Raw genomic sequence first — 22,975 nt, 5'->3', positions numbered from 1 at the left:
AAAAAAACTAAGGAAAAAAGTATGAAGTAATTGTTTTATTTCATTAATTTGTGACCTAATGTAACCCGAACGGGTAAAACCGTTTTTTAAAATGTATGTACAATGATGGACACTCATGACACTAATCTCCCCGAAAAGGCGGTGGAATTAGAAGAAGAAAAGAAAGCAGCTGAGGTTTCAGAACCGGCTCTGACGGAAACTCCGGCTGAAGAAGCAAAGCAGGAAGAGCAGCCGGTAGAAGCCGCACAAAAGCTAAGCAAGGAAGAAATCCTGGCTAAATTGAAAGAGATTTCCGCAGATGTGGAAAACGCCGGCAAACAGGAGATAGATAGTCTGAAACAGGCTTTCTATAAGCTTCATAATGCCGAACAAGAAGCGACAAAGAAGCTGTTTATCGAAAACGGGGGAGTAGCAGAGAATTTCATTCCGACAACGGATGCTGTTGAAGAGGAATTCAAAAATATCATGTCCGTCATTAAAGAAAAGAGAGGTGCATTGTCAGCTGAACAGGAACAACAAAAAGAGCTGAACCTGCAAATCAAACTTTCCATTATCGAGGAACTGAAAGAACTGGTAGAGTCACCCGACGATGCTAACAAATCCTACTCAGAATTCAAGAAGTTACAGCAACAGTGGAATGAAGTGAAACTTATTCCGCAAGCCAAAGTCAACGAACTGTGGAAGAGTTATCAACTCTATGTGGAGAAGTTCTACGATCTGTTGAAGCTGAATAATGAATTCCGCGAATATGACTTCAAGAAAAACCTGGAAATAAAGACACATCTATGTGAAGCTGCCGAAAAGCTGGCTGATGAAGCAGATGTAGTGTCAGCTTTCCACCAGTTACAAAAGCTACATCAGGAATTCCGTGACACGGGTCCGGTTGCAAAAGAACTGCGTGACGAAGTATGGAATCGATTTAAAGCTGCTTCCACAGCCGTAAATCGCCGTCATCAACAACACTTCGAATCATTGAAGGAAGTAGAGCAGCATAATCTTGACCAAAAAACAGTGATTTGTGAAATCATTGAAGCAATAGACTACAACGAATTGACCAATTTTGCTGCGTGGGACAATAAAACACAGGAGATCATTGCCCTGCAAAACAAGTGGAAGACCATCGGTTTTGCACCGCAAAAGATGAATGTGAAGATATTCGAACGTTTCCGTAAAGCGTGTGATGAATTCTTCCGCAAGAAAGGTGAATTCTTTAAAGCCCTGAAAGAGGGCATGAATGCAAACTTGGATAAGAAACGTGCTCTTTGTGAGAAAGCTGAAGCTCTGAAAGATAGCACCGACTGGAAAGCAACCGCTGACGAACTAACCAAACTGCAAAAAGAATGGAAGACTATCGGTCCGGTAGCAAAGAAATATTCTGATGCAATATGGAAACGGTTTATTTCCGCTTGTGACTACTTCTTCGAACAAAAGAACAAGGCTACTTCCTCCCAACGTTCCGTTGAGATAGACAACCTGAATAAGAAGAAGGAAATCATCGAGAAGTTGGGTGCCATTGATGAGAATATGGATACAGATGAAGCTACTCAGTTGGTACGCGAATTAATGAAGGAATGGAACAACATCGGCCATGTACCTTTCAAGGAAAAAGACCGTTTGTATAAGCAATACCACGGACAAGTGGACAAATTGTTCGACCACTTCAACATCAGCGCTGCCAATAAGAAGTTGAGTAACTTCAAATCCAACATCAGCAGTATTCAGGAAGGCAGCCCGCAGTCACTCTATCGCGAACGCGAGAAACTGGTACGTGCAGCAGATGCCATGAAGAACGAATTGCAGACTTATGAAAATAATCTTGGCTTCCTGACAGCTTCTTCAAAGAAAGGCAATAGCCTGCTGACAGAACTAAACCGCAAAGTAGAAAAACTGAAGGCAGATATTGAATTGGTAAAACAAAAGATTAAGGTTATCGACGATTCCATTCGTAGCGCCGAATAATTTTAAGCCTATATATACAAAGAGGGTGTTTCAACATTTTGAAACACCCTCTTTGTTATTTATATCTTATCTTAATGATGGAACAGACGAATACCTGTAAATGCCATAGCAATACCGTATTTATCGCAGGTTTCAATAACATGATCATCACGTACTGAACCTCCTGCCTGGGCAATGTATTCCACACCAGTCTTGTGAGCACGCTCTATATTATCTCCAAACGGGAAGAAAGCATCTGAACCAAGAGCTACTCCTTTCAGAGTATTCAGCCATTCGCGCTTTTCCTCACGCGTCAGCACTTCCGGTTTTTCTGTAAAGAACTGCTCCCAAATACCGTCAGCCAACACATCATCATGGTCATCGCTAATGTAAATATCAATCGTATTATCACGGTCGGCACGGCGGATTTTCTCTACCCAGGGCAAGTTCAATACTTTTGGATGCTGGCGAAGATACCAGATATCAGCTTTATTTCCAGCTAAACGGGTACAGTGGATACGGCTTTGCTGTCCTGCCCCGATACCAATCGCTTGTCCGTCTTTCACATAACATACAGAATTGGACTGCGTATATTTCAAAGTAATAAGCGCTATCATTAAATCACGCTTTGCAGCATCCGGAAAAGTCTTATTCCGCGTAGGAATATTAGCGAACAGTTCGCTGCCATTCAGCTGAATCTCATTACGTCCCTGTTCAAAAGTTATCCCGAACACATCCTTACGCTCAATCGGTGCAGGTTTATACGAAGGATCAATCTTAATCACATTATAAGTACCCTTACGCTTGTTCTTCAGAATTTCGAGTGCCTCATCCGTATATCCCGGAGCAATAACACCATCGGATACTTCCCGGTTAATGAAACGGGCAGTCGCCTCATCACAGACATCACTCAAAGCTATAAAATCTCCGTAAGATGACATACGGTCCGCACCACGGGCACGCACATATGCACTGGCCAGAGGAGAAAGCGGCAAGTTATCAACAAAATAAATCTGTTTCATTGTCTCATCCAAATCCAGACCAATAGCTGCACCTGCAGGGCTAACATGTTTGAATGAAGTCGCAGCCGGCATTCCGGTAGCCGCTTTCAATTCTTTCACCAACTGCCAACCGTTCAGTGCATCCATAAAATTGATGTATCCCGGGCGTCCGTTCAGGACTTCGATAGGTAACTCCCCCTCCTGCATAAAAATGCGGGCCGGCTTCTGATTAGGGTTACAGCCGTACTTGAGTTCTAACTCTTTTGCCATAGTTTTAATTATTTTGAATAGAATTGCTACATTATTACTTAAAACATAAAGTATGATCAATCATTATAAATCCATAACAATACAGGCTTGGTTTCAGCCTTTAACAACACATCAATTTGCCTCATCGCTTCATTACAAATCACCGGACATCCCTGACTCATGCCTAATGGAAGATGTGAAGGATAAACCTCTGTCGCAGGCAAAGGAGTATAAGAATGTAATACGACAATACGTTTGAAAGCATTATCATTAGTGGGTTCCAGACCATGCAATTTATAATGAACATTGATTCCCCATTTGCTGTAAGCCCGAATACCTACTTTGTATTTTCCCAGAGAAGAGCAAAGACTTCCCGGCGTATTGCTAAAAACAGGTTTGGAAGGTGTACTATCTTTCCCATAACCATGGGCACAAAGACTTGCATACTTAATGGAATCTCCTTTAAAATCCCAAACAAAGAAACGTTTTTTACCAGAATGTATGCTGAAATCTACTAAGAAACAATAATTCGTACTGAATCCCTTACTAACGCAATATGCCTTTGCTTCATGCGCTTTCGATTTCAGACGTTGATGATCGACAGCATTCACCGTAATGCTTTTACCACATTCGGCACATGCTCTACCCTCTAATCCTAAAATAAAGAAAAATAGCAGCAGAAACAGAATGAATCTCTTCATAAGCTTCATTATCGTATTAATAGACTTAGGGACAAAAAAGCAAAAAAGCTACGAACTTATTACATTCGCAGCTTTTTTAGTTGGGCTACCTGGATTCGAACCAGGAATGACAGGACCAGAATCTGTAGTGTTACCATTACACCATAGCCCAATAACAGGTCGTTCCTGTTTTGCGGTTGCAAAGATACAAAGAATTTGATAATCCAAAACAATTTCTCGTGTTTTTTTCTCTAAAATCTGCTAAGATGCCGTATGCCAAAGAAATATATACCTAAAAAAAATCAAAAATTGAAAGACTTTTTCCCTTTTAGGTGTTTGATACAAGAATTCAGCGTATATTTGTCAACTGTTTAATTTTAATAATAAGTAATGAACGAATCAAAGAAACTCATTCAACAAATAACCGAAGGTATACAAGATAAAAAAGGAAAAAATATTGTAATAGCAGATCTTTCTAAAATTGGCGATACTATCTGCAACTATCTCGTCATTTGTCAGGGAAACTCCCCAAGCCAAGTGACCGCCATTGTAGAGTCCGTAAAGGAATTCACCCGCAAAGGCGCTAACAGCAAACCTTTTGCAATAGACGGATTGCGCAATGCCGAATGGGTAGCAATGGATTACTCCGACATATTGGTCCATGTGTTTCTACCCGAAACGAGAGACTTCTACAATCTGGAAAATCTCTGGGCCGACGCCAAATTAACCCAAATACCTGACATTGATTAATAAGCCCTATGGACAACAATAATAATAACGCTAACAAAAAGCCCAATAAGGTAAATATGCCCAAGTTCAACCTGAACTGGCTGTATATGATCATAGCCATGATGCTTCTGGGCTTGTACATCACCAATGAAAACAGTACCGGAATCAAAAGTGTCTCTTATGACGAATTCCAGCAATACGTACGTGACGGCTATATGAGCAAAATCATCGGTTATGATGATAACTCTGTAGAAGCATATATCAAGCCACAATACGTTAAAAACGTATTTCAGGCAGACTCTAGTAAAGTGGGTAAAAATCCCATGATTACAACTGAAGCACCGTCTCGTGAAAGTTTGGGAAACTTCCTGCAAAAGGAAAAAGATGAACTGCACTTTGACGGTTCTATCAACTACGAAAAGAAACGCAATTATTTCGGGGTCGTACTGTGGCAGATTCTGCCTATTGCCTTCCTTATAGGTTTCTGGATATTCATGTCACGCCGTCTGAGCGGTGGTGGCGGTGCAGGCGGTGGCGGCATTTTCAATGTCGGTAAATCGCGTGCCCAACTGTTTGAGAAGGGGACTCCCGTAAAAGTTACATTCAAAGATGTAGCCGGACTTGCCGAGGCCAAACAGGAAGTAGAGGAAATTGTGGAATTCCTGAAAGAACCGCAAAAATATACAGACCTGGGAGGTAAGATACCCAAGGGTGCATTGCTGGTAGGCCCTCCAGGAACCGGTAAGACCCTGCTTGCCAAAGCTGTGGCAGGCGAGGCCAACGTACCGTTCTTCTCACTGGCTGGTTCCGACTTTGTGGAAATGTTTGTCGGTGTAGGTGCATCACGTGTACGTGACTTGTTCCGCCAAGCCAAAGAAAAAGCCCCCTGTATCGTGTTCATTGATGAAATTGACGCCGTAGGTCGTGCCCGCGCCAAAGCTGCCGCAATGGGTGGAAATGATGAACGCGAAAACACATTGAACCAGTTATTGACAGAAATGGACGGTTTCGGTTCCAACAGCGGTGTAATCATCCTGGCTGCTACCAACCGTGTAGACGTTTTGGACAAAGCCTTGCTGCGTGCCGGACGTTTTGACCGCCAGATTCATGTAGACCTTCCCGACCTCAACGAACGTAAGGAAGTATTCGGCGTACACTTACGCCCCATCAAAATAGATAATACAGTAGACGTAGACCTGTTGGCACGCCAAACCCCGGGCTTCTCCGGTGCCGATATCGCCAATGTCTGCAATGAGGCTGCACTGATCGCTGCCCGCCACGGCAAAAAGTTCGTAGGCAAACAAGATTTCCTCGATGCCGTAGACCGTATTGTTGGTGGTCTGGAAAAGAAGACGAAAATCACCACGGAAGCGGAACGTCGTTCCATCGCTATCCACGAGGCAGGACATGCTTCCATCTCCTGGTTGCTGGAATATGCCAATCCGTTGATTAAAGTAACGATTGTTCCACGCGGACGTGCACTGGGCGCTGCCTGGTATTTGCCCGAAGAACGCCAGATTACCACCAAAGAACAAATGCTTGATGAGATGTGCGCCACATTGGGTGGACGTGCCGCTGAGGATTTGTTCCTGGGACGTATTTCGACCGGTGCCATGAATGACCTGGAACGTGTTACGAAACAGGCTTTCGGCATGATTGCCTACCTCGGAATGAGCGAAAAGTTACCCAACCTCTGTTATTACAGTAATGATGAATATTCTTTCAATCGTCCGTACAGCGAAAAAACTGCTGAACTGATTGACGAAGAAGTGAAAAATATGGTGAACGAACAGTACGAACGTGCAAAGAAAATACTTTCCGAACATAGGGATGGGCACGCCAAACTGTCACAGTTGCTGATAGATAAAGAAGTTATCTTTGCAGAAGATGTGGAAGAAATCTTCGGAAAACGTCCTTGGGCTTCCCGTTCTGAAGAAATCAGTGCAAACAAGATTTCGGAAGAACTTAAGAAAGCTGAAGACGCAGCCGCCAAAGAAGCTGTGGAGAGCGAAAAAGAAGTAAAAGCGGAAGAAGAAAACAATGTTGAAGGCGGAACAGAAACCGGCAAAACAAAGGTTTCAGCAGAAGGTACCAAAGTTTCTGTAGAACGACCCGCAAAAGAATAAAGAACTAAAAAACGGAATTACCGTGAAAAGCAATTTCTTAAAACGCGCCATCACAGGTGTGTTATTCGTAGTAGTATTGGTGGGCTGTATCCTATACAGCCCCCTTTCATTCGGTATCCTGTTCACCATTATCGGTGCACTGAGCGTACACGAATTTGCCCATCTGATAAACCAAAACGGTGAAGTACAAATCAATAAAACAATTACCGCTTTGGGAGGCGCTTATCTCTTCTTGGCCGTAATGGGCTTTTGTCAATCTACTATCGGAGCCCAGGTATTTCTGCCTTATCTGGCATTACTGCTTTACCTGATAATTACAGAACTGTATCTGAAAAAGAAGAATCCCATTGGCAACTGGGCCTTTTCCATGTTAAGCCAGCTGTATGTAGCATTACCGTTTGCATTGCTCAACGTATTGGCTTTCCAATATAACCCGGCAGAAAGCAGCGTGACCTACAATCCCATCCTACCACTTTCCATCTTTGTATTTATATGGCTGAGTGACACTGGAGCATATTGTGTAGGCTCGTTAATCGGCAAGCATCGTTTGTTCGAACGTATTTCCCCCAAGAAGTCATGGGAAGGAAGCATCGGTGGTGGTGTGTTCTCTATTGCTTCTTCATTCGTATTCGCTCACTACTTCTCATTCCTGTCTGTTTGGGAATGGGCCGGACTGGCACTGGTTGTTGTCATCTTCGGTACTTGGGGTGACCTAACGGAATCGCTAATGAAGCGCCAGTTAGGCATCAAAGATTCGGGTCACATCCTACCCGGCCACGGTGGAATGCTCGACCGTTTCGATAGTGCTTTACTGGCAATCCCCGCAGCAGTGGTTTACCTCTACGTTTTAATGTTGATGAAATAAAAAAAGGCCGGAGGAATTCACATTCACCCGGCCTCACACACAAAACACTTTACTTTACTTCAATTGCATCTTTGAGAAATCTAAGTTAGAAACTTTTGCGGAATTATCCGATTGTTTTTCAAAGGTAATTTCGACTTCATCGTTTACTTCTGAATTCAGCTTTAACTTGATACCTTTCGTTTCAGAAGTTATATTCAATTCTTTCAGATTGAACGACACTAATCCGGGAGCACGAACTCCACTCAGGTCATCATAATCATTGTATCGAAGCTCCAGATGGATATATCCGTCATCATTACCTTCTTCTGCTAAAGGAACCTCGGCATCTTCTGCACGTTGTACCAGACTGATACGATGTTTCGTACCCGAATTCTTCGGCAGATTCTGCATAAAGATAATGTTCATATATCCCCCACTGATAGTGATATCCCCTTTATAAATAAATACCGGATCATTACCATATTCTTCGTCATTCTCCGATGTCAGCGGTTCCACACTTTTCGTCAGGGCATGCCAGATCTTCTCAATCTTCACGGCATGATCATATCCTTCATAATTATCATAGATGGGATTAAAGATTGTTATAATACGCTGCCCGTCTACAGGCTGATACCAACCCATATTAGTATTAATAGGCCAAAGCGTTCCCCAAGTGTCACTTTCCAGATAGAAAGTATTCCCCTTCACGCGTACGGTGCTCCAATTCGGATAAGAGAAATCACCGATAGAGTATCCGTCATCTAAATCATCGCATGATTGCAACGCAGGTAGTACTGCCAAGCACATCATAAAAAATAGCCAATGTAATCTCTTCATAATCAAAGTCCTTTTGCTTGTTTTCGTAAAAATTGTTAGTTCATAATCTTTCGTGTATTCTGACTATAAAATACGAAAGCCGGGCATTTACTGCACCGGCTTTATCTCTTTTAACTATTTTATAGCCTTTTGAAGCAAAAAGACTTTCATTATGTAACTCCTCTACTCCTTTAGCTCCCACTACAATAATGCAGGTGTAACAGGCGTATCATTTCTTGTGCAGCATGCTTCGGCGCACCGGCATCTCCCAGACGCGATGCCATGTACTCATAGCCTTCGAGCATTCGTTGCCGATACTCCTTATTATATAAGATACGTTCCAGTTCGGCACGGGCCTGCTCTACTGTCATCGTATCAGCCACGAGCTCTTTCACCACTTCACGGTTTGCAATAAGATTCACCAATGAAATATACTTTACCGTCAGTATATGACGGCGCAGGAACGAAATGACTTTTCCTATCGGCGTATGATAGCAGACAGCCTGCGGCACCCGGAACAAGGCCGTTTCCAGCGTAGCAGTTCCCGAAGTTACCAATGCAGCTTCAGCCTGTTGCAGCAAACGATAGGTTTGTCCGAAAAGGATCTTTACTTTCGCACCTCCTATATATTCATGATAATAGTCAGGAGAAATACCGGGTGCACCGGCCAAAACCAATTGGTATTCAGGAAAAGCAGAAGCTGCACGAAGCATATCGGGCAGGTTATCTTTTATTTCCTGCTTCCGGCTACCCGCCAGTAAAGCGATTATCGGCTTAGGATCCAATCCGGTCTCACGAATAAAATCATCGTACGTTTCAGGATGTTCCGCACGGAAAGCGGTCACTTCATCTACCGTAGGATTGCCTACATAATGTATCGGATAATGATGCTTGTCTTCGAAAAACTCCACCTCGAACGGCAGAATGGAAAACAATTCATCCACATCCCGCTTGATATTCTTGATACGGTATTCTTTCCACGCCCATATCTTCGGAGAGATATAATAATAAACCGGGATTTGCGTCTTGGCTCGCAGGAACTTGGCAATATTCAGGTTAAAACCGGGATAATCCACCAGTATCACTACATCCGGCTGCCATGCCACGATATCCTCCTTGCAGCGTTTCATGTTGGCAAAGATTGTGCGCAAATGCAGTAACACCGGGATAAAGCCCATATAAGCCAGCTCCTTATAGTGCTTCACCATCGTTCCACCCACTGCTGCCATCAGGTCGCCTCCGAAGAAACGGAATTCCGCCTGCGGATCTTCAACCTTCAAAGCAGCCATCAGGTGAGATGCGTGTAAATCACCGGAAGCTTCACCGACAATCAAGTAATACTTCATAAAATTAAAAATTTTATGAAGTTGAGAGTTGGGGAAGTTGAGAGTTGAGAATTATTATGCAGCATCATAGCGCAGCTAATTCTCAACTTTCAACTTCCTCAACTCTCAACTTCTTCAAAACCAGCTTTGCAGTTCATCTATAAGTTCGTAAGCCGTAACATCCACCTTGGTCGGAGTAATAGCTACATAGCCGTTATCGAGTGCCCAATGATCATTCTTTTCATTATCGGAATCGGTATTCTGGAACTCACCGGTCAGCCAGTAGTAATGGGTATCACCGCGATGCGCAAAATTCTCCCATTCATTGGTCCACTGTCCTTTGGACTGTTCGCAGACTTTAACTCCCTTGAGTTCCCGTACATTGGGGAAATTTACATTGAGGCAAGTCAACGGAGGCAACCCCTTTTCCAAAACCTGACGGGCTATCTCACGGATATAAGGACCGGAAGGCTCAAAATCAGGATTCGGATCATGACAGCAAAGAGAGAAACCAATGGAAGGCACACCTTTCAGGCAACCTTCAATTACCACTCCCATCGTACCGGAATAATGCACATTCACGGCAGAGTTATCGCCGTGATTGATACCACCGACTATCAGATCGGGTTTGCGGTCGAGCACCGTATGCAAGGCAAGTTTTATGCAGTCTACCGGAGTACCGGAACATTTATAAACTGTCAGCCCTACATCCTTACGAACCAACTGGTAATGAATGGGTTCCGTTACAGTCAGCGCACTTGCACTACCCGAGCGCGGCGCATCCGGCGCCATCACAACTATTTCTCCCAGCGGACGAAGAAACTTAACCAACTCACTAATGCCTTTTGCAATGACACCATCGTCATTGGAAACCAATATTAAAGGTCTCTGATTTTCCATATTCATCTTTATTTTCTATGCAAAAGTAGGCAAAAATAAAGAAAGCACCTAATACAATACTTTGCTTTTGTTGTACCAGAGTTTGCGTTTCATTCGATATATCGAATAAAAATAATACAATAACCCGTTGGCGGAATTAATTCATCCCGTATTAGAAAAGAACAAAAGTGATTAGTGTTTGGTGATAAGTGATTAGTGATTAGCGCCATTCGGTATATTATTTTTTAGACGCGGATGACACGGATAACGCGGATTTAAAAGGCTGCGCTATAAAAGTGGATAAAAAAAAGATCCGCGTTATCCGTGTCATCCGCGTCTAAAAGATTATTTATCATTTAACTCATAACCCTACAGAAAGAAATTAATTCCGCCAACGGGTTACAATATTGTTCGATATATCGAATAAAACCAGCGTAAACCGTTATTCTTCGTGATGTCCGTCATCTCCTCCCGTCGCACTCAACACGATATTGCGTGCGACATGCGCCTCGTTTCCGGCAGCATCCGTACAGTAAACCATCAGGTGGTAATCTCCCGGAGTGGCATTAGCCGGTATCACGATATCATGATGATGGATATGAGCCGTTCTTTGTTCCGAAACATCGTAAGACTTATTAAAGGTGAAATCAACAGTCGTCTCAGCAGTGCGGGTATCATGCGAATGATGGTCGAAGTTATTGTGAATCTCTATCTTGTACGATTTCAACATGACATCATCCGATAAGTCCATCTCAAAATGTACTCCATGTTCACTGCCTATTGCCAGCACTCCGCCTTCGGCAGGCGATTTAAGATCAATCACCGGTTTTGTAGTATCACTAAGCGGATTGTCACTGTCTCCGCAAGCAGTAAGTAATGAAACACTTATCACTAAAAGGGAAATAATCATTGGGAAATAAAATCTTGTTTTCATTTGAATAATTTTTTAAATGGTACTTTAATTAATAATTGAAAGTTTCGCCCCGGTTCGGGTATCTCCACTTTCCGATAAAAACTGAGATGATTGTAATACCGCGTATTGAATAAATTACGGACAGTCAGAGTAATCTCCACTTCCGTTCCGGCAACGGGTAAATCAAGAGAGCCAGCTATATGAAAGAGGTTTGCACCCGGCGTGCGGTCTTCATTACGATCCACACGATTTTGCTTGGCTATGCTCTGCCATTCGGCATAAAGCATATACCGCTTCCTTTGCCAGGTGAGCGTGTTGCGCAGCGTGGCAGGCGGAGAAAAACTCAAAGGAATACGTTCATCACAATTGTAGGTATAGACATACTCACCGGATATACGGTAGTTGAGAGTGGGCAAAACAGTTAGTTCCACACTCGCCTCCGCTCCGGCAAACAAGGCTTCCGTCTGCGTATAACGGTAAATCTGTCCCGTATGGGGTAAGACAGACCATTCCCCCGTAGGCCGCAGAAAGATATAATTACTAAACCAATTGACGAAAGGAGAAACATATACGGACCATCTCCCGTACTTCAACTGATAAGAAGCATCCATCTGCCAACCCTGTTCGGACGAAAGTGTGGCATCTCCCTGTTCATGACGGAATGTGCCGTGATGCACACCATTCGAAGCCAGTTCATTAGCTCCCGGAAGACGAAAACTCCGCCCGACATTTACCTTCAGCTGATGCCGCATCGAGGGCGTCCATACCACACCCAATGATAAAGAATAGTCGCCAAAGCTCCTGTTTACCCGGCGGCTGTTCCACCGGTAGAACTCCACCTGCTCTTCATCATATCCCTGTTCTTGCAAATAAGTAGCCAGGTAAGGATCATCATGGGCAAAGACACGCATGCGACCATAGTCATACCGTACACCTCCACTGACGGATAACGTATTATCCGGACGATACGTCGTAAGCCAGGATATACCGGTAGTAAAACGATCATATTCCGGCAACAAGAAAGAATAACCGGAAATCGTATTTCGCTGGAATTGAGAGTCCCACCCCATCCGGTGTTCCCAGGAAGAAGAACCGATCCACCGTCCTTTTGCCGAAAAACTGAAAGTATTCAGATTAAAGGCCAGTTCTTTGTCAGGATCAGTTTCCGGCAGAGGTTGTGTTCCGTAATGGGTATGAAACGCACTCCATTCCTCGCGGTGATTGTTCTGATAACCGATATCACCCGACAGAATAAACTTCTCCCAAGCATACTGCTGATGAGTGGTCACTTTCAGGTGATTTACTTTACTATAAGGAAGATCGATGTTCCGGCTGTCACCGTCGTCTTCCAGACGTGACAAGTCGGGAACTCCATGTACTCCGGGGAAGAACCCCGTCTTCTGAAAAACATTGGACACAGCAAGATTCGACTTATATCCTTTCTTCTGATATTGGGTAAAGAAATTGACATTACGTTCCCATCCCGCCGTATTTTTCAGCCGACGACCGTAGACCGGCATCTTCTGAGTCAGATAAACAATCGTGTCTGCCGGGATACGGTAATCTCCAAAGCGCTGTTCCGAGTAACGCAACCGCGTATACCATGCATTTCTTTTGATACCCAACATCAGTGAAGCGCCTATGGTTTCGTTCACAGACTTACCCAACAGCGTCACGTCGCCAAACAACATATTCTCTGCCGGCACCTGCACCGGAGCAATGTCAATCACTCCGCCCATGGCGTCACTGCCGTAAAGCAGCGAAGCAGGACCTTTCATTACATTCACGGCATCCACATTGAAAGCATCCAGCTCCAGACCGTGGTCTGCACCCCACTGCTGCCCTTCCTGTTTGATGCCATTCTCCAATACAGCCACCCGATTAAAGCCCATGCCGCGAATCATCGGCTTGGAGAATCCCGAACCGATATCCATAGCCTGCACGCCGGGGATATTTTCCATAGCCTGCATGAAGTTACCCGTGAAATGTTTCCGCAAGAAATCCCTGTCAGCCACTTCGAGCGTAAGTGCAGTCTTTTTGTTCTGAAGCTGTTGATAGGTTTCCGCTATCACGACTTCAGGCAAAGCTACATTACGGACTGAATCGGGTTTCTGCGCATGGACGGAAAGGGTTGTACACAACATCCCCAGCACGCCCGGAATAATTCCTATACGCATTGATTACAATCTTGATTAGAATAAAACAATGAGAGGCAAGCTATAAAAGCCCGTCTCCACATGAATGTAAATTATGTAATCAAGCTATGGGAGGTGCACGTAGATAATGTGAATAAGAGAGTGTATAGACAATCTTATCCTGATGAACAACCTGCTCAAATGTGATGGGTGTTAAGATGCAACGGAAGTCAACAGACTGCGCTTCCGTGAAAAGGGAAAGAGAAAAGTGGCAGATAGCACAATCATCGGACGAATGGCGCGGATGATCTGCATGGGAACAGGAAGCAGCATGCTCGTCTTCGTGATGGTGAAAAGCCTTCACCACGAAGAACGGCAGAAGTGCCATCATCAGCACCCATGCTATAACTACTCTCTTCTTTCTGCTGTTATTCACTTTCTTAATCGACAAGTATTTGAATAGGCTGCGAAGATATGTATCTCATATTAAAAACGCAAACTCTGGTACTTAATATGTGTTACCGCTCCGGCTTTTACCAATATATAGGTATATGCCAATCTCAATTTATACTTCTCTTGGCCACGTTTTGTGCATTTCTGTAGGGTTATGAATTAATTCACCACAGAGTAACACAGAGTTTCACAGAGTTTAATCAATTTGAAATCAAAAGAATAGAACTCCGTGAAACTCTGTGTTACTCTGTGGTGAAAACTTATTTCTATACCGTTACGAATGCACAAAAGATGACCAAGAGAAGTATAGTAGTAGGCGAAAAAACAACTAAGTAACACTTAAAAAATAACTTGGTAATGTTTCTGGAGAAAATCTCCCTAACGGAAGAAGCCTCCCACCACATAAAGAGGCACGTTCACCATCCAGCTTTAAGTGGCAAAAGGAGGAGAAGTTTCGCTTATTTAACGTCCGCACCACGAAGCATCCCCTTATCCATCACAGACACATTCCTTACCTTTCCCCCGCAAAAAGCTTGCATATCTACTGAAGCATGGCTACCTTTGCCGTTCAAGATGGCATCTTGTGCAGTATAAGATACCATCTTAAACAACACAAGATGCCATCTTACGCAGCAAAGCAAAGGGAACTACAGTTCATAGGGAAATGAGTTTCAGGCATTAAGGTACTATGCTACTGACATTGAAAAGCATAGATATCAACAACAACATCAATCAACAGGAACAAGGATATGGGAATGATTTATTTAGTAAGAAAGAAACTCTTCCGCTCCAAGGAAGGAATGAAGCAACTGTACTACGCTGTGCAACGTACCCTGCAACCGCGCGGCGGAGTAACTACCGAAAAGTTGGCGCAACGCATGGCCCGTCGCAAAGGCATGGGTGAGGGCGACGTGCAAAGCGTACTGGTGGACCTACCCAAATACATCGAAGAAGCACTCAGCGAGGGAGAGTCCGTCACTATCAGAGGACTTGGCTCCTTCAACCTCGCCATAACAAGCGAGGGATTCGAACATCCCGACGACGTGATGCCGGGCAAGGTGCGGGTTTCACGCATCTACTTCAAACCAGATCGCATGTTAACAGGAAGGCTACGCCAGAACATGGATTTCTTCCGTTACCCGCTAAGCAAATACTTCCCCCACGAAATGCTACGTCCCGAAACGCTGGAGCGCGAACGGGTACAGACTCCAAATAAGCCGGAAGACGAAACAAAGGATATTGATACGGTAACAGGCTGAAAGCACTGAAAGCCGTCCCCGACCGGAGATTTCAGTCTAAACGCCTTACACACAACGGCCTAAAGCCGCTGAAAGAGATGAAAGTGCAGAACGCATGATTATTCGCACAAACCACATCCCAAATGCGGACAGGCACTTAAAACAAATCTTAATCTTCTGCAAGCGAGACAAAAAAGATATTTCATTTCAAGATAATTACGTATATTTGCAAGCTGAACAAGAGAACGAAAAGTGCCGGAACAGGTCGAAATGAAATAAAACGGCTTTGAGTTATTAACAAAAAAGGCGACTTATCAACAGATTTTGCAATCTTTCTCTTTTTTAGTAGGCGCAATACGGAATTATCACTTATTTCGCTGCCAATAAACACTAAGATTATGGGAAAAATTATTGCTTTGGCAAATCAAAAAGGTGGTGTAGGAAAAACAACGACTACGATTAACCTCGCAGCCTCACTCGCCACCCTGGAAAAGAAAGTGCTCGTTGTGGACGCAGACCCGCAGGCAAACGCCTCTTCCGGTTTGGGTGTCGACATCAAGCAGTCGGAATGCACTATTTACGAATGCATTATCGACCGGGCTGATGTCCGCGAAGCGATTCATGACACCGAGATTGATACACTGAAAGTGATATCCTCACACATAAACTTGGTGGGCGCCGAGATAGAGATGCTCAATCTGAAAAACAGGGAAAAGATATTGAAAGAAGTACTTGCCCCGCTGAAGGAAGAGTTTGATTATATCTTGATAGACTGCTCGCCCTCACTGGGACTGATTACCATCAACGCACTGACCGCAGCCGACTCTGTGATTATCCCCGTACAAGCGGAATACTTTGCATTGGAAGGCATCAGTAAATTGCTGAATACAATCAAAATCATCAAGTCGAAACTGAACCCGGCACTCGAAATCGAAGGTTTCCTGCTGACCATGTACGACTCACGCCTGCGCCAGGCCAACCAGATTTACGATGAAGTGAAACGCCACTTCCAGGAACTGGTGTTCGAAACCGTGGTGCAACGCAACGTCAAACTGAGCGAGGCCCCCAGTTATGGTCTGCCTACCATCTTGTATGACGCAGACTCCACAGGAGCCAAAAACCATATGGCACTTGCCAAAGAACTGATTAGTCGCAACAATTAACTTAAAAACGAAGAACCATGGCACAAAAAAGAAATGCATTAGGACGCGGGCTCGACGCTCTGCTTTCAATGGACGAAGTGCAGACCGAAGGCTCTTCTTCCATCAACGAAATAGAGTTGTCGAAGATTGTCGTCAACCCGAATCAGCCACGTCATGAATTTGACGAAACGGCGCTTCAGGAACTTGCCGACTCAATCTCTGAAATAGGTATCATTCAGCCCATCACCTTGCGTAAACTCTCGGACGATGAATATCAGATCATTGCCGGAGAACGCCGCTTCCGCGCCTCGCAACTTGCCGGACTGACAAGCATCCCCGCCTATATCCGCACCGCCGACGACGAAAACGTCATGGAAATGGCGCTTATCGAGAACATACAGCGCGAAGACCTGAATTCTGTGGAAATCGCTCTTGCCTACCAGCACCTGTTGGAACAATACGGCCTGACACAGGAACGTCTCAGCGAACGTGTAGGTAAAAAGCGAACTACCATCGCGAACTACCTGCGCCTGTTGAAGCTGCCTGCACCTATTCAGATGGCCATACAAAACAAGCAGATTGACATGGGGCATGCCCGTGCACTCGTCACTCTGGCTGATCCGAAGCTGCAAGTGAAGATATTCGAAGAAATCATCGAGCACGGATACTCCGTACGCAAGGTGGAAGAATTAGTAAAATCTCTGAGCGAAGGCGAAACCGTGAAAAGCGGCGGACGCAAAATAGCTCCCAAACGAGCCAAGTTGCCCGAAGAATTTAATATGCTGAAACAACAGCTATCCGGTTTCTTCAGTACCAAAGTGCAGCTGACCTGTTCGGAGAAAGGAAAAGGTAAAATCAGTATCCCGTTCAATAACGAAGAGGATTTAGAACGTATTATCGGCATACTCGATACTCTAAAAAAATAAATGACGAAAGGAACTAAAACATATCAATGGTGTATCGCCCTGCTGCTTTGCCTCGTGCAGACGGCAGGGATTGCTATGTATGGGCAGGACCGTCCGCGTGCCGCTGCCAAACGACAGCAAAAAGAGCTTGCGGACACATTGCGGAAGATACCGCAAATTGTACCGGATAGTCTGGATGCACTAAGCGATCCTATTCTGCAACGGGTTTCAACCGCTGATAGCCTCGCAGTAGCCGACAGTATTGCTGCCGAAAACAAAAAGCGTTTGTTGGAGATGACCTCCGCCCCCACCCCGCAAGTGCCCGATACGCCTGCGGACAGTCTGAATAAGGAACTCAATAAAAAAGTTTTTATTCCCAATCCGACCAAAGCGACATGGCTCGCCCTGGTAATTCCGGGTGGTGGACAAATATACAACCGGAAATACTGGAAACTACCTATTATATATGGTGGCTTTGCCGGATGTGCATATGCACTGACTTGGAATGGGAAAATGTACAAAGACTACATGCAAGCGTACAAGGACGCCTCCAAAGGCAACTGGGATGCCAGCAGTATCACTGATCTGCTCCCCCCGGGATACATCGACAGGGTTTCCCAGACACAAATAGTAGAAACGCTCCGAAAACGAAAGGATACATACCGCCGATATCGCGACCTGAGTATCTTCGCTTTTATCGGTGTTTATCTGATATCAGTCATCGATGCGTATGTAGATGCGGAATTATCTAATTTCGACATAACGCCCGACCTTAGTATGAGAATAGAACCGGCTGTTATCAACAACCCATATAGCAGCGGTACCTCCAATAAATCCGTCGGACTGCAATGCAGTTTCCGTTTTTAAATGAGAATAAAGCCATACCAAAGAATAATCACACATGAAGAATAAATCTGTAAATATGAAGAAGCTTATCGCCACTCCGTTCCTGTTTTGTCTGTCACTCTTCACCTTCCAGGTGCAAGCGCAAGAAAGCGTGGATGTACTCATCCGCGACAACGGAACGGAAAGAAAGGAAAGCATCGAACTTCCTCCAAGTATGACCTATCCGCTGGACAGCCTGCTCAACGACTGGAAAGCAAAGAATTATATTGATTTAGGCAAAGATTGCAGTACTTCCACTGAGAATCCGTTTTTCAGTGACTCCGTCTACATCGACCGTCTCAGCCGTATTCCTGCTGTGATGGAAATGCCATACAATGAAATTGTACGCAAATTCATAGATATGTACACAGGACGCTTACGCAATAACGTATCGTTCATGCTGAGCGCCTGCAATTTCTACATGCCTATCTTTGAGGAAGCGCTCGACACCTACGGACTGCCGCTCGAACTCAGATACTTGCCCATTATCGAATCCGCTCTCAACCCTTCCGCCCGTTCACGCGCAGGCGCTTGCGGACTGTGGCAGTTCATGCTGGCTACCGGAAAAATGTATGGCCTGGAAAGCAACAGTCTCGTTGACGAACGCTGCGATCCAATCAAGGCCACCTGGGCTGCCGCCCGCTATCTGAAGGATCTGTATGCCATTTACCAAGACTGGAATCTGGTGATTGCCGCTTACAACTGCGGCCCGGGCACCATCAACAAGGCCATCCGCCGTGCCGGAGGGAAAACGGATTATTGGGAAATCTATAACTTCCTGCCGAAAGAAACCCGTGGATATGTACCCGCGTTTATCGCCGCCAACTATGTGATGACCTACTACTGCAAGCACAACATCTGCCCCATGGAAACCAACATTCCCGATGCAACAGATACAGTACAGGTAACAAAAAACTTACATTTCGAACAGCTTGCCGATATCTGTAGCGTGAGTATGGAAGAGATCAAAAGTCTTAATCCCCAATATAAAAAGAATATAATTCCCGGTGAAAGCAAGGCGCAAACCCTCCGCCTGCCAATGAATTACATCAGTACATTTATCGACAGCCAGGACACCATCTACGCCCACCGTTCTAATGAATTATTCAAAAACCGCCGTACTGTAGCCATCCCCGAAACCCGCTCTACAGCAAGACGCGCTACAACCGGCAACGGGAAGCTGACTTACCACAAGATACGGAGTGGCGAAACACTGGGTGGTATTGCAGGTCGTTATGGCGTCACCGTCAAGCAACTTCAGAGTTGGAATGGATTGCGCAATACCAACATTTCTGCCGGAAAGCAATTGAAGATATATAAATAAAGGCACAAATACTTGTGTGATGTTGAAAATTGCTTATTTTTGCAGCAACTGAAGAAAGGAGAACAGGATATGGAAGAGAATGTGGGCCAGAAAGATAAAGAAAAAGTCGAAGAAGAAATGATTGAACAGGCTTTCCAGCAACTGTTAAACGACTACTTGGCAACCAAACACCGCAAGCGTATTGAGATCATAACAAAGGCATTCAACTTTGCCAATCAGGCGCATAAGGGCATCAAACGCCGTTCGGGCGAACCTTACATTATGCACCCCCTCGCTGTGGCACAAATTGTATGCAACGAAATAGGTCTTGGTTCTACATCCATTTGTGCCGCCTTGCTGCACGATGTGGTAGAAGATACGGATTATACCGTAGAAGACATAGAAAACATATTCGGCCCGAAAATCGCCCAGATTGTAGACGGGCTGACCAAAATATCCGGTGGTATTTTCGGTGACCGCGCTTCGGCACAGGCAGAGAACTTCAAGAAGTTGCTGCTGACGATGTCCGATGATATACGCGTAATTCTGATCAAGATAGCCGACCGGCTGCACAATATGCGCACGTTAGGTTCGATGCTTCCCAACAAGCAATTCAAAATTGCAGGCGAGACATTGTATATCTATGCTCCCCTCGCCAATCGCCTGGGACTGTACAAGATAAAGACAGAACTGGAGAATCTGAGTTTCAAGTACGAACATCCCGAAGAGTATCAGGAAATCGAAGAAAAGCTGGCAGCCACAGCAACCGAACGTGATAAAGTATTCAATGATTTCACTACTCCGATACGTGCCCAGCTGGACAAAATGGGGCTGAAATTCCGTATTCTCGCGCGTGTTAAATCCATCTATTCCATCTGGAACAAGATGCAGACCAAGCATGTACCGTTCGAAGAAATCTATGACTTACTTGCCGTACGTATTATCTTTGAACCACGAAATGCGGACGAAGAACTGAACGATTGTTTTGATATCTATGTCTCCATCTCTAAAATATACAAACCCCACCCCGACCGTCTGCGCGACTGGGTGAGTCATCCCAAAGCCAATGGTTACCAAGCCTTGCACGTCACCCTTATGGGAAACAACGGGCAATGGATTGAAGTACAAATCCGCAGTGAACGGATGAATGACGTAGCCGAACAAGGTTTCGCCGCCCACTGGAAATATAAAGATGGCGGAGGCAGCGAAGATGAAGGCGAATTGGATAAATGGCTGCGCACCATCAAAGAAATACTTGATGACCCGCAACCGGATGCCATTGACTTCCTCGATACCATCAAGCTGAACTTGTTTGCATCGGAAATATTTGTGTTTACCCCCAAAGGCGAAATTAAGACTATGCCGCAGAACTCTACGGCACTGGATTTTGCATTCTCCCTGCACACTGACATCGGTAGCCACTGTATCGGCGCAAAAGTAAACCATAAGCTTGTCCCTCTGAGCCACAAACTTCAAAGTGGTGACCAGGTGGAAGTTCTGACTTCCAAATCACAACGCGTACAACCGGAATGGGAAGTATTTGCCACTACTGCCCGTGCCCGTGCCAAGATAGCCGCCATCCTGCGCAAAGAGCAAAGGAACAGCCAGAAAGAAGGCGAAACACTTCTGAACGAATTCTTCAAAAAAGAAGAACTGCGATTGGACGACTTGTTGATAGACAAGTTGGTGAAAGCCCATAATATGAAAAACCGGGACGAGTTTCTGATAGCCATCGGCAATAAAAAGATCGTATTGGGCGACCTGGATAAAAATGCCCTGAAAGAGAAACAAGGAACCAACTGGAAGAAGTTTCTCACCTTCTCGTTCGGCGGTAACAAGGACAACAAAGAACCGATTGAAGAAAAACCACTGCAAGAAAAGGAGAAAATCAATACGAAGCAAATCCTGAAACTGACGGAAGAGAATATCCAGAAGAATTATATCATGGCAGAATGTTGCCACCCCATTCCGGGTGACGATGTACTGGGATATATGGACGAAAACGACCGTATCATTATCCACAAACGCCAGTGTCCCGTTGCCGCACGTTTGAAGAGCAGTTACGGAAACCGTATTCTGGCTACAGAGTGGGATACCCATAAGGAACTCTCCTTCCTGGTGAATATATATATAAAAGGTATAGATGCCATGGGATTGCTGAACGAAGTAACGCAGGTTATTTCACGTCAGCTGAATGTAAATATCCGTAAGTTGTCCATCGAAACAACAGACGGTATTTTTGAAGGAAACATCCAATTGTACGTGCATGATGTGGATGATGTAAAAACCATCTGCAATAATCTGAAACAGATACAAAACATAAAACAAGTAACCCGCGTAGAAGGATAAGAAATATGGCAGAGAGGACGGTAAAAAGCAGATACGAGCAGGTAGTCACAGAACTTCCGCGCATTCTGCCGTTGTGCTATCTCGTCATGGTGTGTATCGGAATGTTATTCAACTACTTTAAGTTCAAGCATTTCGGTATCAATATCTTTCAATACGCCTCAGTTTTTGACTTTCTGATCTCTCCTTTTGAAGACCCGACTATCATCTGGTTTATGATATTATCACCGATCATCCCGATTATCGCTTTTATCACAGACCGCATCTGGATAAAACGTTTTCCTGTTTCTTACAAAAAAAGTTCCTTCGGTATGTCAGAGAAGAGCTGGTATAAACCGGTAATGAGGATCACTTACTTAGCACTTGTCATCATTTACATTTTTCTATTTTCTTTCTTTTATGGGATATACACATATCGAGCCGTAAAAATGCAGGATGACATAACAGTGCGCTATAACGATAATGAGGATATATCCGGCAAGCCGATCGGAAAAGTAGGAAATACCTTATTCTTATTAACAGGCTCGGTTGTGCAGATTATTCCAACGGACTCTTACGTCAAAAGTATTACTATCCCACTGAAGGAGTGAGAAACAATATTTCCGAATATATGAAACCATAAAAGCATACTAACATGTTTAACTCAAAAAAAGGAATAGATGACAAGGTAAGCAATAAATTAACCACGCTTTCCAGTCAAAGTTTAATTAAAGGTGATTGTTCCATCGATGGAGATATGCGTATCGACGGAACTGTAGAAGGAAATATCCGGTGTACCGGAAAAATAGTCATCGGTCCGGAAGGAAAAATACACGGCAACCTGTCTTGTACACACGCTTGCCTTCACGGAACTATCATCGGTGATGCATACGTGAAGGAAGAACTCACCCTGAAAGCCAACTGTGTGATGCAGGGCAATATCTATACCACCAAATTGGAAATAGAATCACAGGCTAAATTCAATGGAAGCTGTAATACGAATGATACCAGTCATGAGATAAAATTGTTGGAAGCTGTTACTGAATAACATTATTTACAATATATTCAGGTCCGTCAAAAACCACCTTG

The 22,975-nt window shown here is 44.5% G+C and carries 21 protein-coding genes and 1 tRNA gene; 12 read left to right on the top strand and 10 right to left on the bottom strand.

Annotated elements, in window-relative coordinates; all coding sequences use genetic code 11:
• The first annotated feature begins 102 nt into the window (after positions 1-102).
• Positions 103-1,959, top strand: a complete 1,857-nt coding sequence (locus tag K429_RS0116790; RefSeq protein WP_007215140.1) for a DUF349 domain-containing protein — start codon at positions 103-105, stop codon at positions 1,957-1,959.
• 71 nt (positions 1,960-2,030) lie between these two features.
• Here the strand turns inward: K429_RS0116790 and K429_RS0116785 are convergent, their stop codons facing one another.
• The 3 genes from K429_RS0116785 to K429_RS0116775 all read right to left on the bottom strand — a co-directional run bounded on the left by K429_RS0116785 (position 2,031) and on the right by K429_RS0116775 (position 4,040).
• A complete protein-coding gene (locus tag K429_RS0116785; RefSeq protein WP_026367654.1) occupies positions 2,031-3,209 on the bottom strand; it encodes a phosphoribosylaminoimidazolecarboxamide formyltransferase in 1,179 nt (392 codons plus the stop codon).
• A gap of 56 nt (positions 3,210-3,265) precedes the next feature.
• Positions 3,266-3,898 (bottom strand): murein L,D-transpeptidase catalytic domain-containing protein, encoded by a 633-nt coding sequence (locus tag K429_RS0116780; RefSeq protein WP_026367653.1) that lies wholly within the window; start codon positions 3,896-3,898, stop codon positions 3,266-3,268.
• 71 nt (positions 3,899-3,969) lie between these two features.
• Positions 3,970-4,040: transfer RNA gene (locus K429_RS0116775), tRNA-Gln, on the bottom strand.
• A gap of 218 nt (positions 4,041-4,258) precedes the next feature.
• Between K429_RS0116775 and rsfS the strand changes: the two genes are divergently transcribed.
• From rsfS to K429_RS0116760, 3 genes are read left to right on the top strand one after another with little or no spacing between them, the layout of a single operon-like run.
• Positions 4,259-4,618, top strand: coding sequence for a ribosome silencing factor (gene rsfS / locus K429_RS0116770; protein WP_007212354.1), 360 nt, complete (start codon positions 4,259-4,261; stop codon positions 4,616-4,618).
• Between the two features lie 8 nt (positions 4,619-4,626).
• Entirely contained in the window at positions 4,627-6,723 is a 2,097-nt protein-coding gene (gene ftsH / locus K429_RS0116765) for an ATP-dependent zinc metalloprotease FtsH (RefSeq protein WP_007212353.1), read from the top strand.
• Between the two features lie 22 nt (positions 6,724-6,745).
• On the top strand, positions 6,746-7,588 hold the full coding sequence (locus tag K429_RS0116760) for a phosphatidate cytidylyltransferase (protein WP_007212352.1): 843 nt from the start codon (positions 6,746-6,748) through the stop codon (positions 7,586-7,588).
• A gap of 54 nt (positions 7,589-7,642) precedes the next feature.
• On the opposite strand, the gene K429_RS0116755 is transcribed toward K429_RS0116760, so the two are convergent.
• The 7 genes from K429_RS0116755 to K429_RS30330 form a co-directional block, all read right to left on the bottom strand.
• Complete coding sequence (locus K429_RS0116755; RefSeq protein WP_007212351.1) at positions 7,643-8,404, bottom strand: NigD-like protein; 762 nt, start codon at positions 8,402-8,404, stop codon at positions 7,643-7,645.
• A 170-nt stretch (positions 8,405-8,574) separates the two neighbouring features.
• The gene (gene lpxB, locus K429_RS0116750; protein ID WP_026367652.1) at positions 8,575-9,729 is read right to left on the bottom strand and encodes a lipid-A-disaccharide synthase; all 1,155 of its coding nucleotides are present in this window, start codon (positions 9,727-9,729) and stop codon (positions 8,575-8,577) included.
• A gap of 114 nt (positions 9,730-9,843) precedes the next feature.
• Positions 9,844-10,608 carry a 5'/3'-nucleotidase SurE gene (surE, locus tag K429_RS0116745; RefSeq protein WP_022209045.1) on the bottom strand — a complete coding sequence of 255 codons (765 nt, stop codon included), beginning with the start codon at positions 10,606-10,608 and terminating at the stop codon, positions 9,844-9,846.
• 421 nt (positions 10,609-11,029) lie between these two features.
• On the bottom strand, positions 11,030-11,521 hold the full coding sequence (locus K429_RS0116740) for a DUF4625 domain-containing protein (protein ID WP_007212347.1): 492 nt from the start codon (positions 11,519-11,521) through the stop codon (positions 11,030-11,032).
• A complete protein-coding gene (locus K429_RS0116735) occupies positions 11,518-13,677 on the bottom strand; it encodes a TonB-dependent receptor (protein ID WP_026367651.1) in 2,160 nt (719 codons plus the stop codon). Before K429_RS0116735 ends, K429_RS0116740 begins: the two co-directional genes overlap by 4 nt.
• Before the next feature lie 79 nt (positions 13,678-13,756).
• Entirely contained in the window at positions 13,757-14,071 is a 315-nt protein-coding gene (locus K429_RS0116730) for a hypothetical protein (protein WP_007212345.1), read from the bottom strand.
• A 475-nt stretch (positions 14,072-14,546) separates the two neighbouring features.
• Positions 14,547-14,690 (bottom strand): hypothetical protein, encoded by a 144-nt coding sequence (locus K429_RS30330; RefSeq protein ID WP_155923422.1) that lies wholly within the window; start codon positions 14,688-14,690, stop codon positions 14,547-14,549.
• Between the two features lie 147 nt (positions 14,691-14,837).
• On the opposite strand from K429_RS30330, the gene K429_RS0116720 reads away from it, so the two are divergent.
• The 8 genes from K429_RS0116720 to K429_RS0116685 all read left to right on the top strand — a co-directional run bounded on the left by K429_RS0116720 (position 14,838) and on the right by K429_RS0116685 (position 22,934).
• Positions 14,838-15,347 carry an HU family DNA-binding protein gene (locus K429_RS0116720; RefSeq protein ID WP_007212343.1) on the top strand — a complete coding sequence of 170 codons (510 nt, stop codon included), beginning with the start codon at positions 14,838-14,840 and terminating at the stop codon, positions 15,345-15,347.
• 377 nt (positions 15,348-15,724) lie between these two features.
• On the top strand, positions 15,725-16,489 hold the full coding sequence (locus K429_RS0116715) for a ParA family protein (RefSeq protein ID WP_007215132.1): 765 nt from the start codon (positions 15,725-15,727) through the stop codon (positions 16,487-16,489).
• A gap of 17 nt (positions 16,490-16,506) precedes the next feature.
• The gene (locus K429_RS0116710; protein ID WP_007212341.1) at positions 16,507-17,394 is read left to right on the top strand and encodes a ParB/RepB/Spo0J family partition protein; all 888 of its coding nucleotides are present in this window, start codon (positions 16,507-16,509) and stop codon (positions 17,392-17,394) included.
• Positions 17,395-18,240 (top strand): DUF5683 domain-containing protein, encoded by an 846-nt coding sequence (locus tag K429_RS0116705; RefSeq protein WP_026367650.1) that lies wholly within the window; start codon positions 17,395-17,397, stop codon positions 18,238-18,240.
• A gap of 34 nt (positions 18,241-18,274) precedes the next feature.
• Entirely contained in the window at positions 18,275-19,582 is a 1,308-nt protein-coding gene (locus K429_RS0116700; protein WP_007212339.1) for a lytic transglycosylase domain-containing protein, read from the top strand.
• 69 nt (positions 19,583-19,651) lie between these two features.
• Complete coding sequence (locus K429_RS0116695) at positions 19,652-21,910, top strand: bifunctional (p)ppGpp synthetase/guanosine-3',5'-bis(diphosphate) 3'-pyrophosphohydrolase (RefSeq protein ID WP_026367649.1); 2,259 nt, start codon at positions 19,652-19,654, stop codon at positions 21,908-21,910.
• A 5-nt stretch (positions 21,911-21,915) separates the two neighbouring features.
• Positions 21,916-22,497, top strand: a complete 582-nt coding sequence (locus K429_RS0116690; RefSeq protein ID WP_007212337.1) for a hypothetical protein — start codon at positions 21,916-21,918, stop codon at positions 22,495-22,497.
• 44 nt (positions 22,498-22,541) lie between these two features.
• Positions 22,542-22,934 (top strand): polymer-forming cytoskeletal protein, encoded by a 393-nt coding sequence (locus K429_RS0116685; RefSeq protein ID WP_007212336.1) that lies wholly within the window; start codon positions 22,542-22,544, stop codon positions 22,932-22,934.
• The last annotated feature ends 41 nt before the right edge of the window (positions 22,935-22,975 follow it).

The organism is Bacteroides sp. 14(A), from assembly GCF_000526555.1.
Classification (GTDB): domain Bacteria; phylum Bacteroidota; class Bacteroidia; order Bacteroidales; family Bacteroidaceae; genus Bacteroides; species Bacteroides cellulosilyticus.
This window is presented reverse-complemented; position numbering and strand designations above follow the sequence as displayed.

Coding starts and splice junctions, on each gene's coding strand:
- K429_RS0116790 (WP_007215140.1), top strand. CDS start 103: ATGATGGACACTCATGACACTAATCTCCCCGAAAAGGCGGTGGAATTA.
- K429_RS0116785 (WP_026367654.1), bottom strand. CDS start 3,209: ATGGCAAAAGAGTTAGAACTCAAGTACGGCTGTAACCCTAATCAGAAG.
- K429_RS0116780 (WP_026367653.1), bottom strand. CDS start 3,898: ATGAAGCTTATGAAGAGATTCATTCTGTTTCTGCTGCTATTTTTCTTT.
- rsfS (WP_007212354.1), top strand. CDS start 4,259: ATGAACGAATCAAAGAAACTCATTCAACAAATAACCGAAGGTATACAA.
- ftsH (WP_007212353.1), top strand. CDS start 4,627: ATGGACAACAATAATAATAACGCTAACAAAAAGCCCAATAAGGTAAAT.
- K429_RS0116755 (WP_007212351.1), bottom strand. CDS start 8,404: ATGAAGAGATTACATTGGCTATTTTTTATGATGTGCTTGGCAGTACTA.
- lpxB (WP_026367652.1), bottom strand. CDS start 9,729: ATGAAGTATTACTTGATTGTCGGTGAAGCTTCCGGTGATTTACACGCA.
- surE (WP_022209045.1), bottom strand. CDS start 10,608: ATGGAAAATCAGAGACCTTTAATATTGGTTTCCAATGACGATGGTGTC.
- K429_RS0116740 (WP_007212347.1), bottom strand. CDS start 11,521: ATGAAAACAAGATTTTATTTCCCAATGATTATTTCCCTTTTAGTGATA.
- K429_RS0116735 (WP_026367651.1), bottom strand. CDS start 13,677: ATGCGTATAGGAATTATTCCGGGCGTGCTGGGGATGTTGTGTACAACC.
- K429_RS30330 (WP_155923422.1), bottom strand. CDS start 14,690: ATGGTATCTTATACTGCACAAGATGCCATCTTGAACGGCAAAGGTAGC.
- K429_RS0116720 (WP_007212343.1), top strand. CDS start 14,838: ATGGGAATGATTTATTTAGTAAGAAAGAAACTCTTCCGCTCCAAGGAA.
- K429_RS0116715 (WP_007215132.1), top strand. CDS start 15,725: ATGGGAAAAATTATTGCTTTGGCAAATCAAAAAGGTGGTGTAGGAAAA.
- K429_RS0116710 (WP_007212341.1), top strand. CDS start 16,507: ATGGCACAAAAAAGAAATGCATTAGGACGCGGGCTCGACGCTCTGCTT.
- K429_RS0116705 (WP_026367650.1), top strand. CDS start 17,395: ATGACGAAAGGAACTAAAACATATCAATGGTGTATCGCCCTGCTGCTT.
- K429_RS0116700 (WP_007212339.1), top strand. CDS start 18,275: ATGAAGAATAAATCTGTAAATATGAAGAAGCTTATCGCCACTCCGTTC.
- K429_RS0116695 (WP_026367649.1), top strand. CDS start 19,652: ATGGAAGAGAATGTGGGCCAGAAAGATAAAGAAAAAGTCGAAGAAGAA.
- K429_RS0116690 (WP_007212337.1), top strand. CDS start 21,916: ATGGCAGAGAGGACGGTAAAAAGCAGATACGAGCAGGTAGTCACAGAA.
- K429_RS0116685 (WP_007212336.1), top strand. CDS start 22,542: ATGTTTAACTCAAAAAAAGGAATAGATGACAAGGTAAGCAATAAATTA.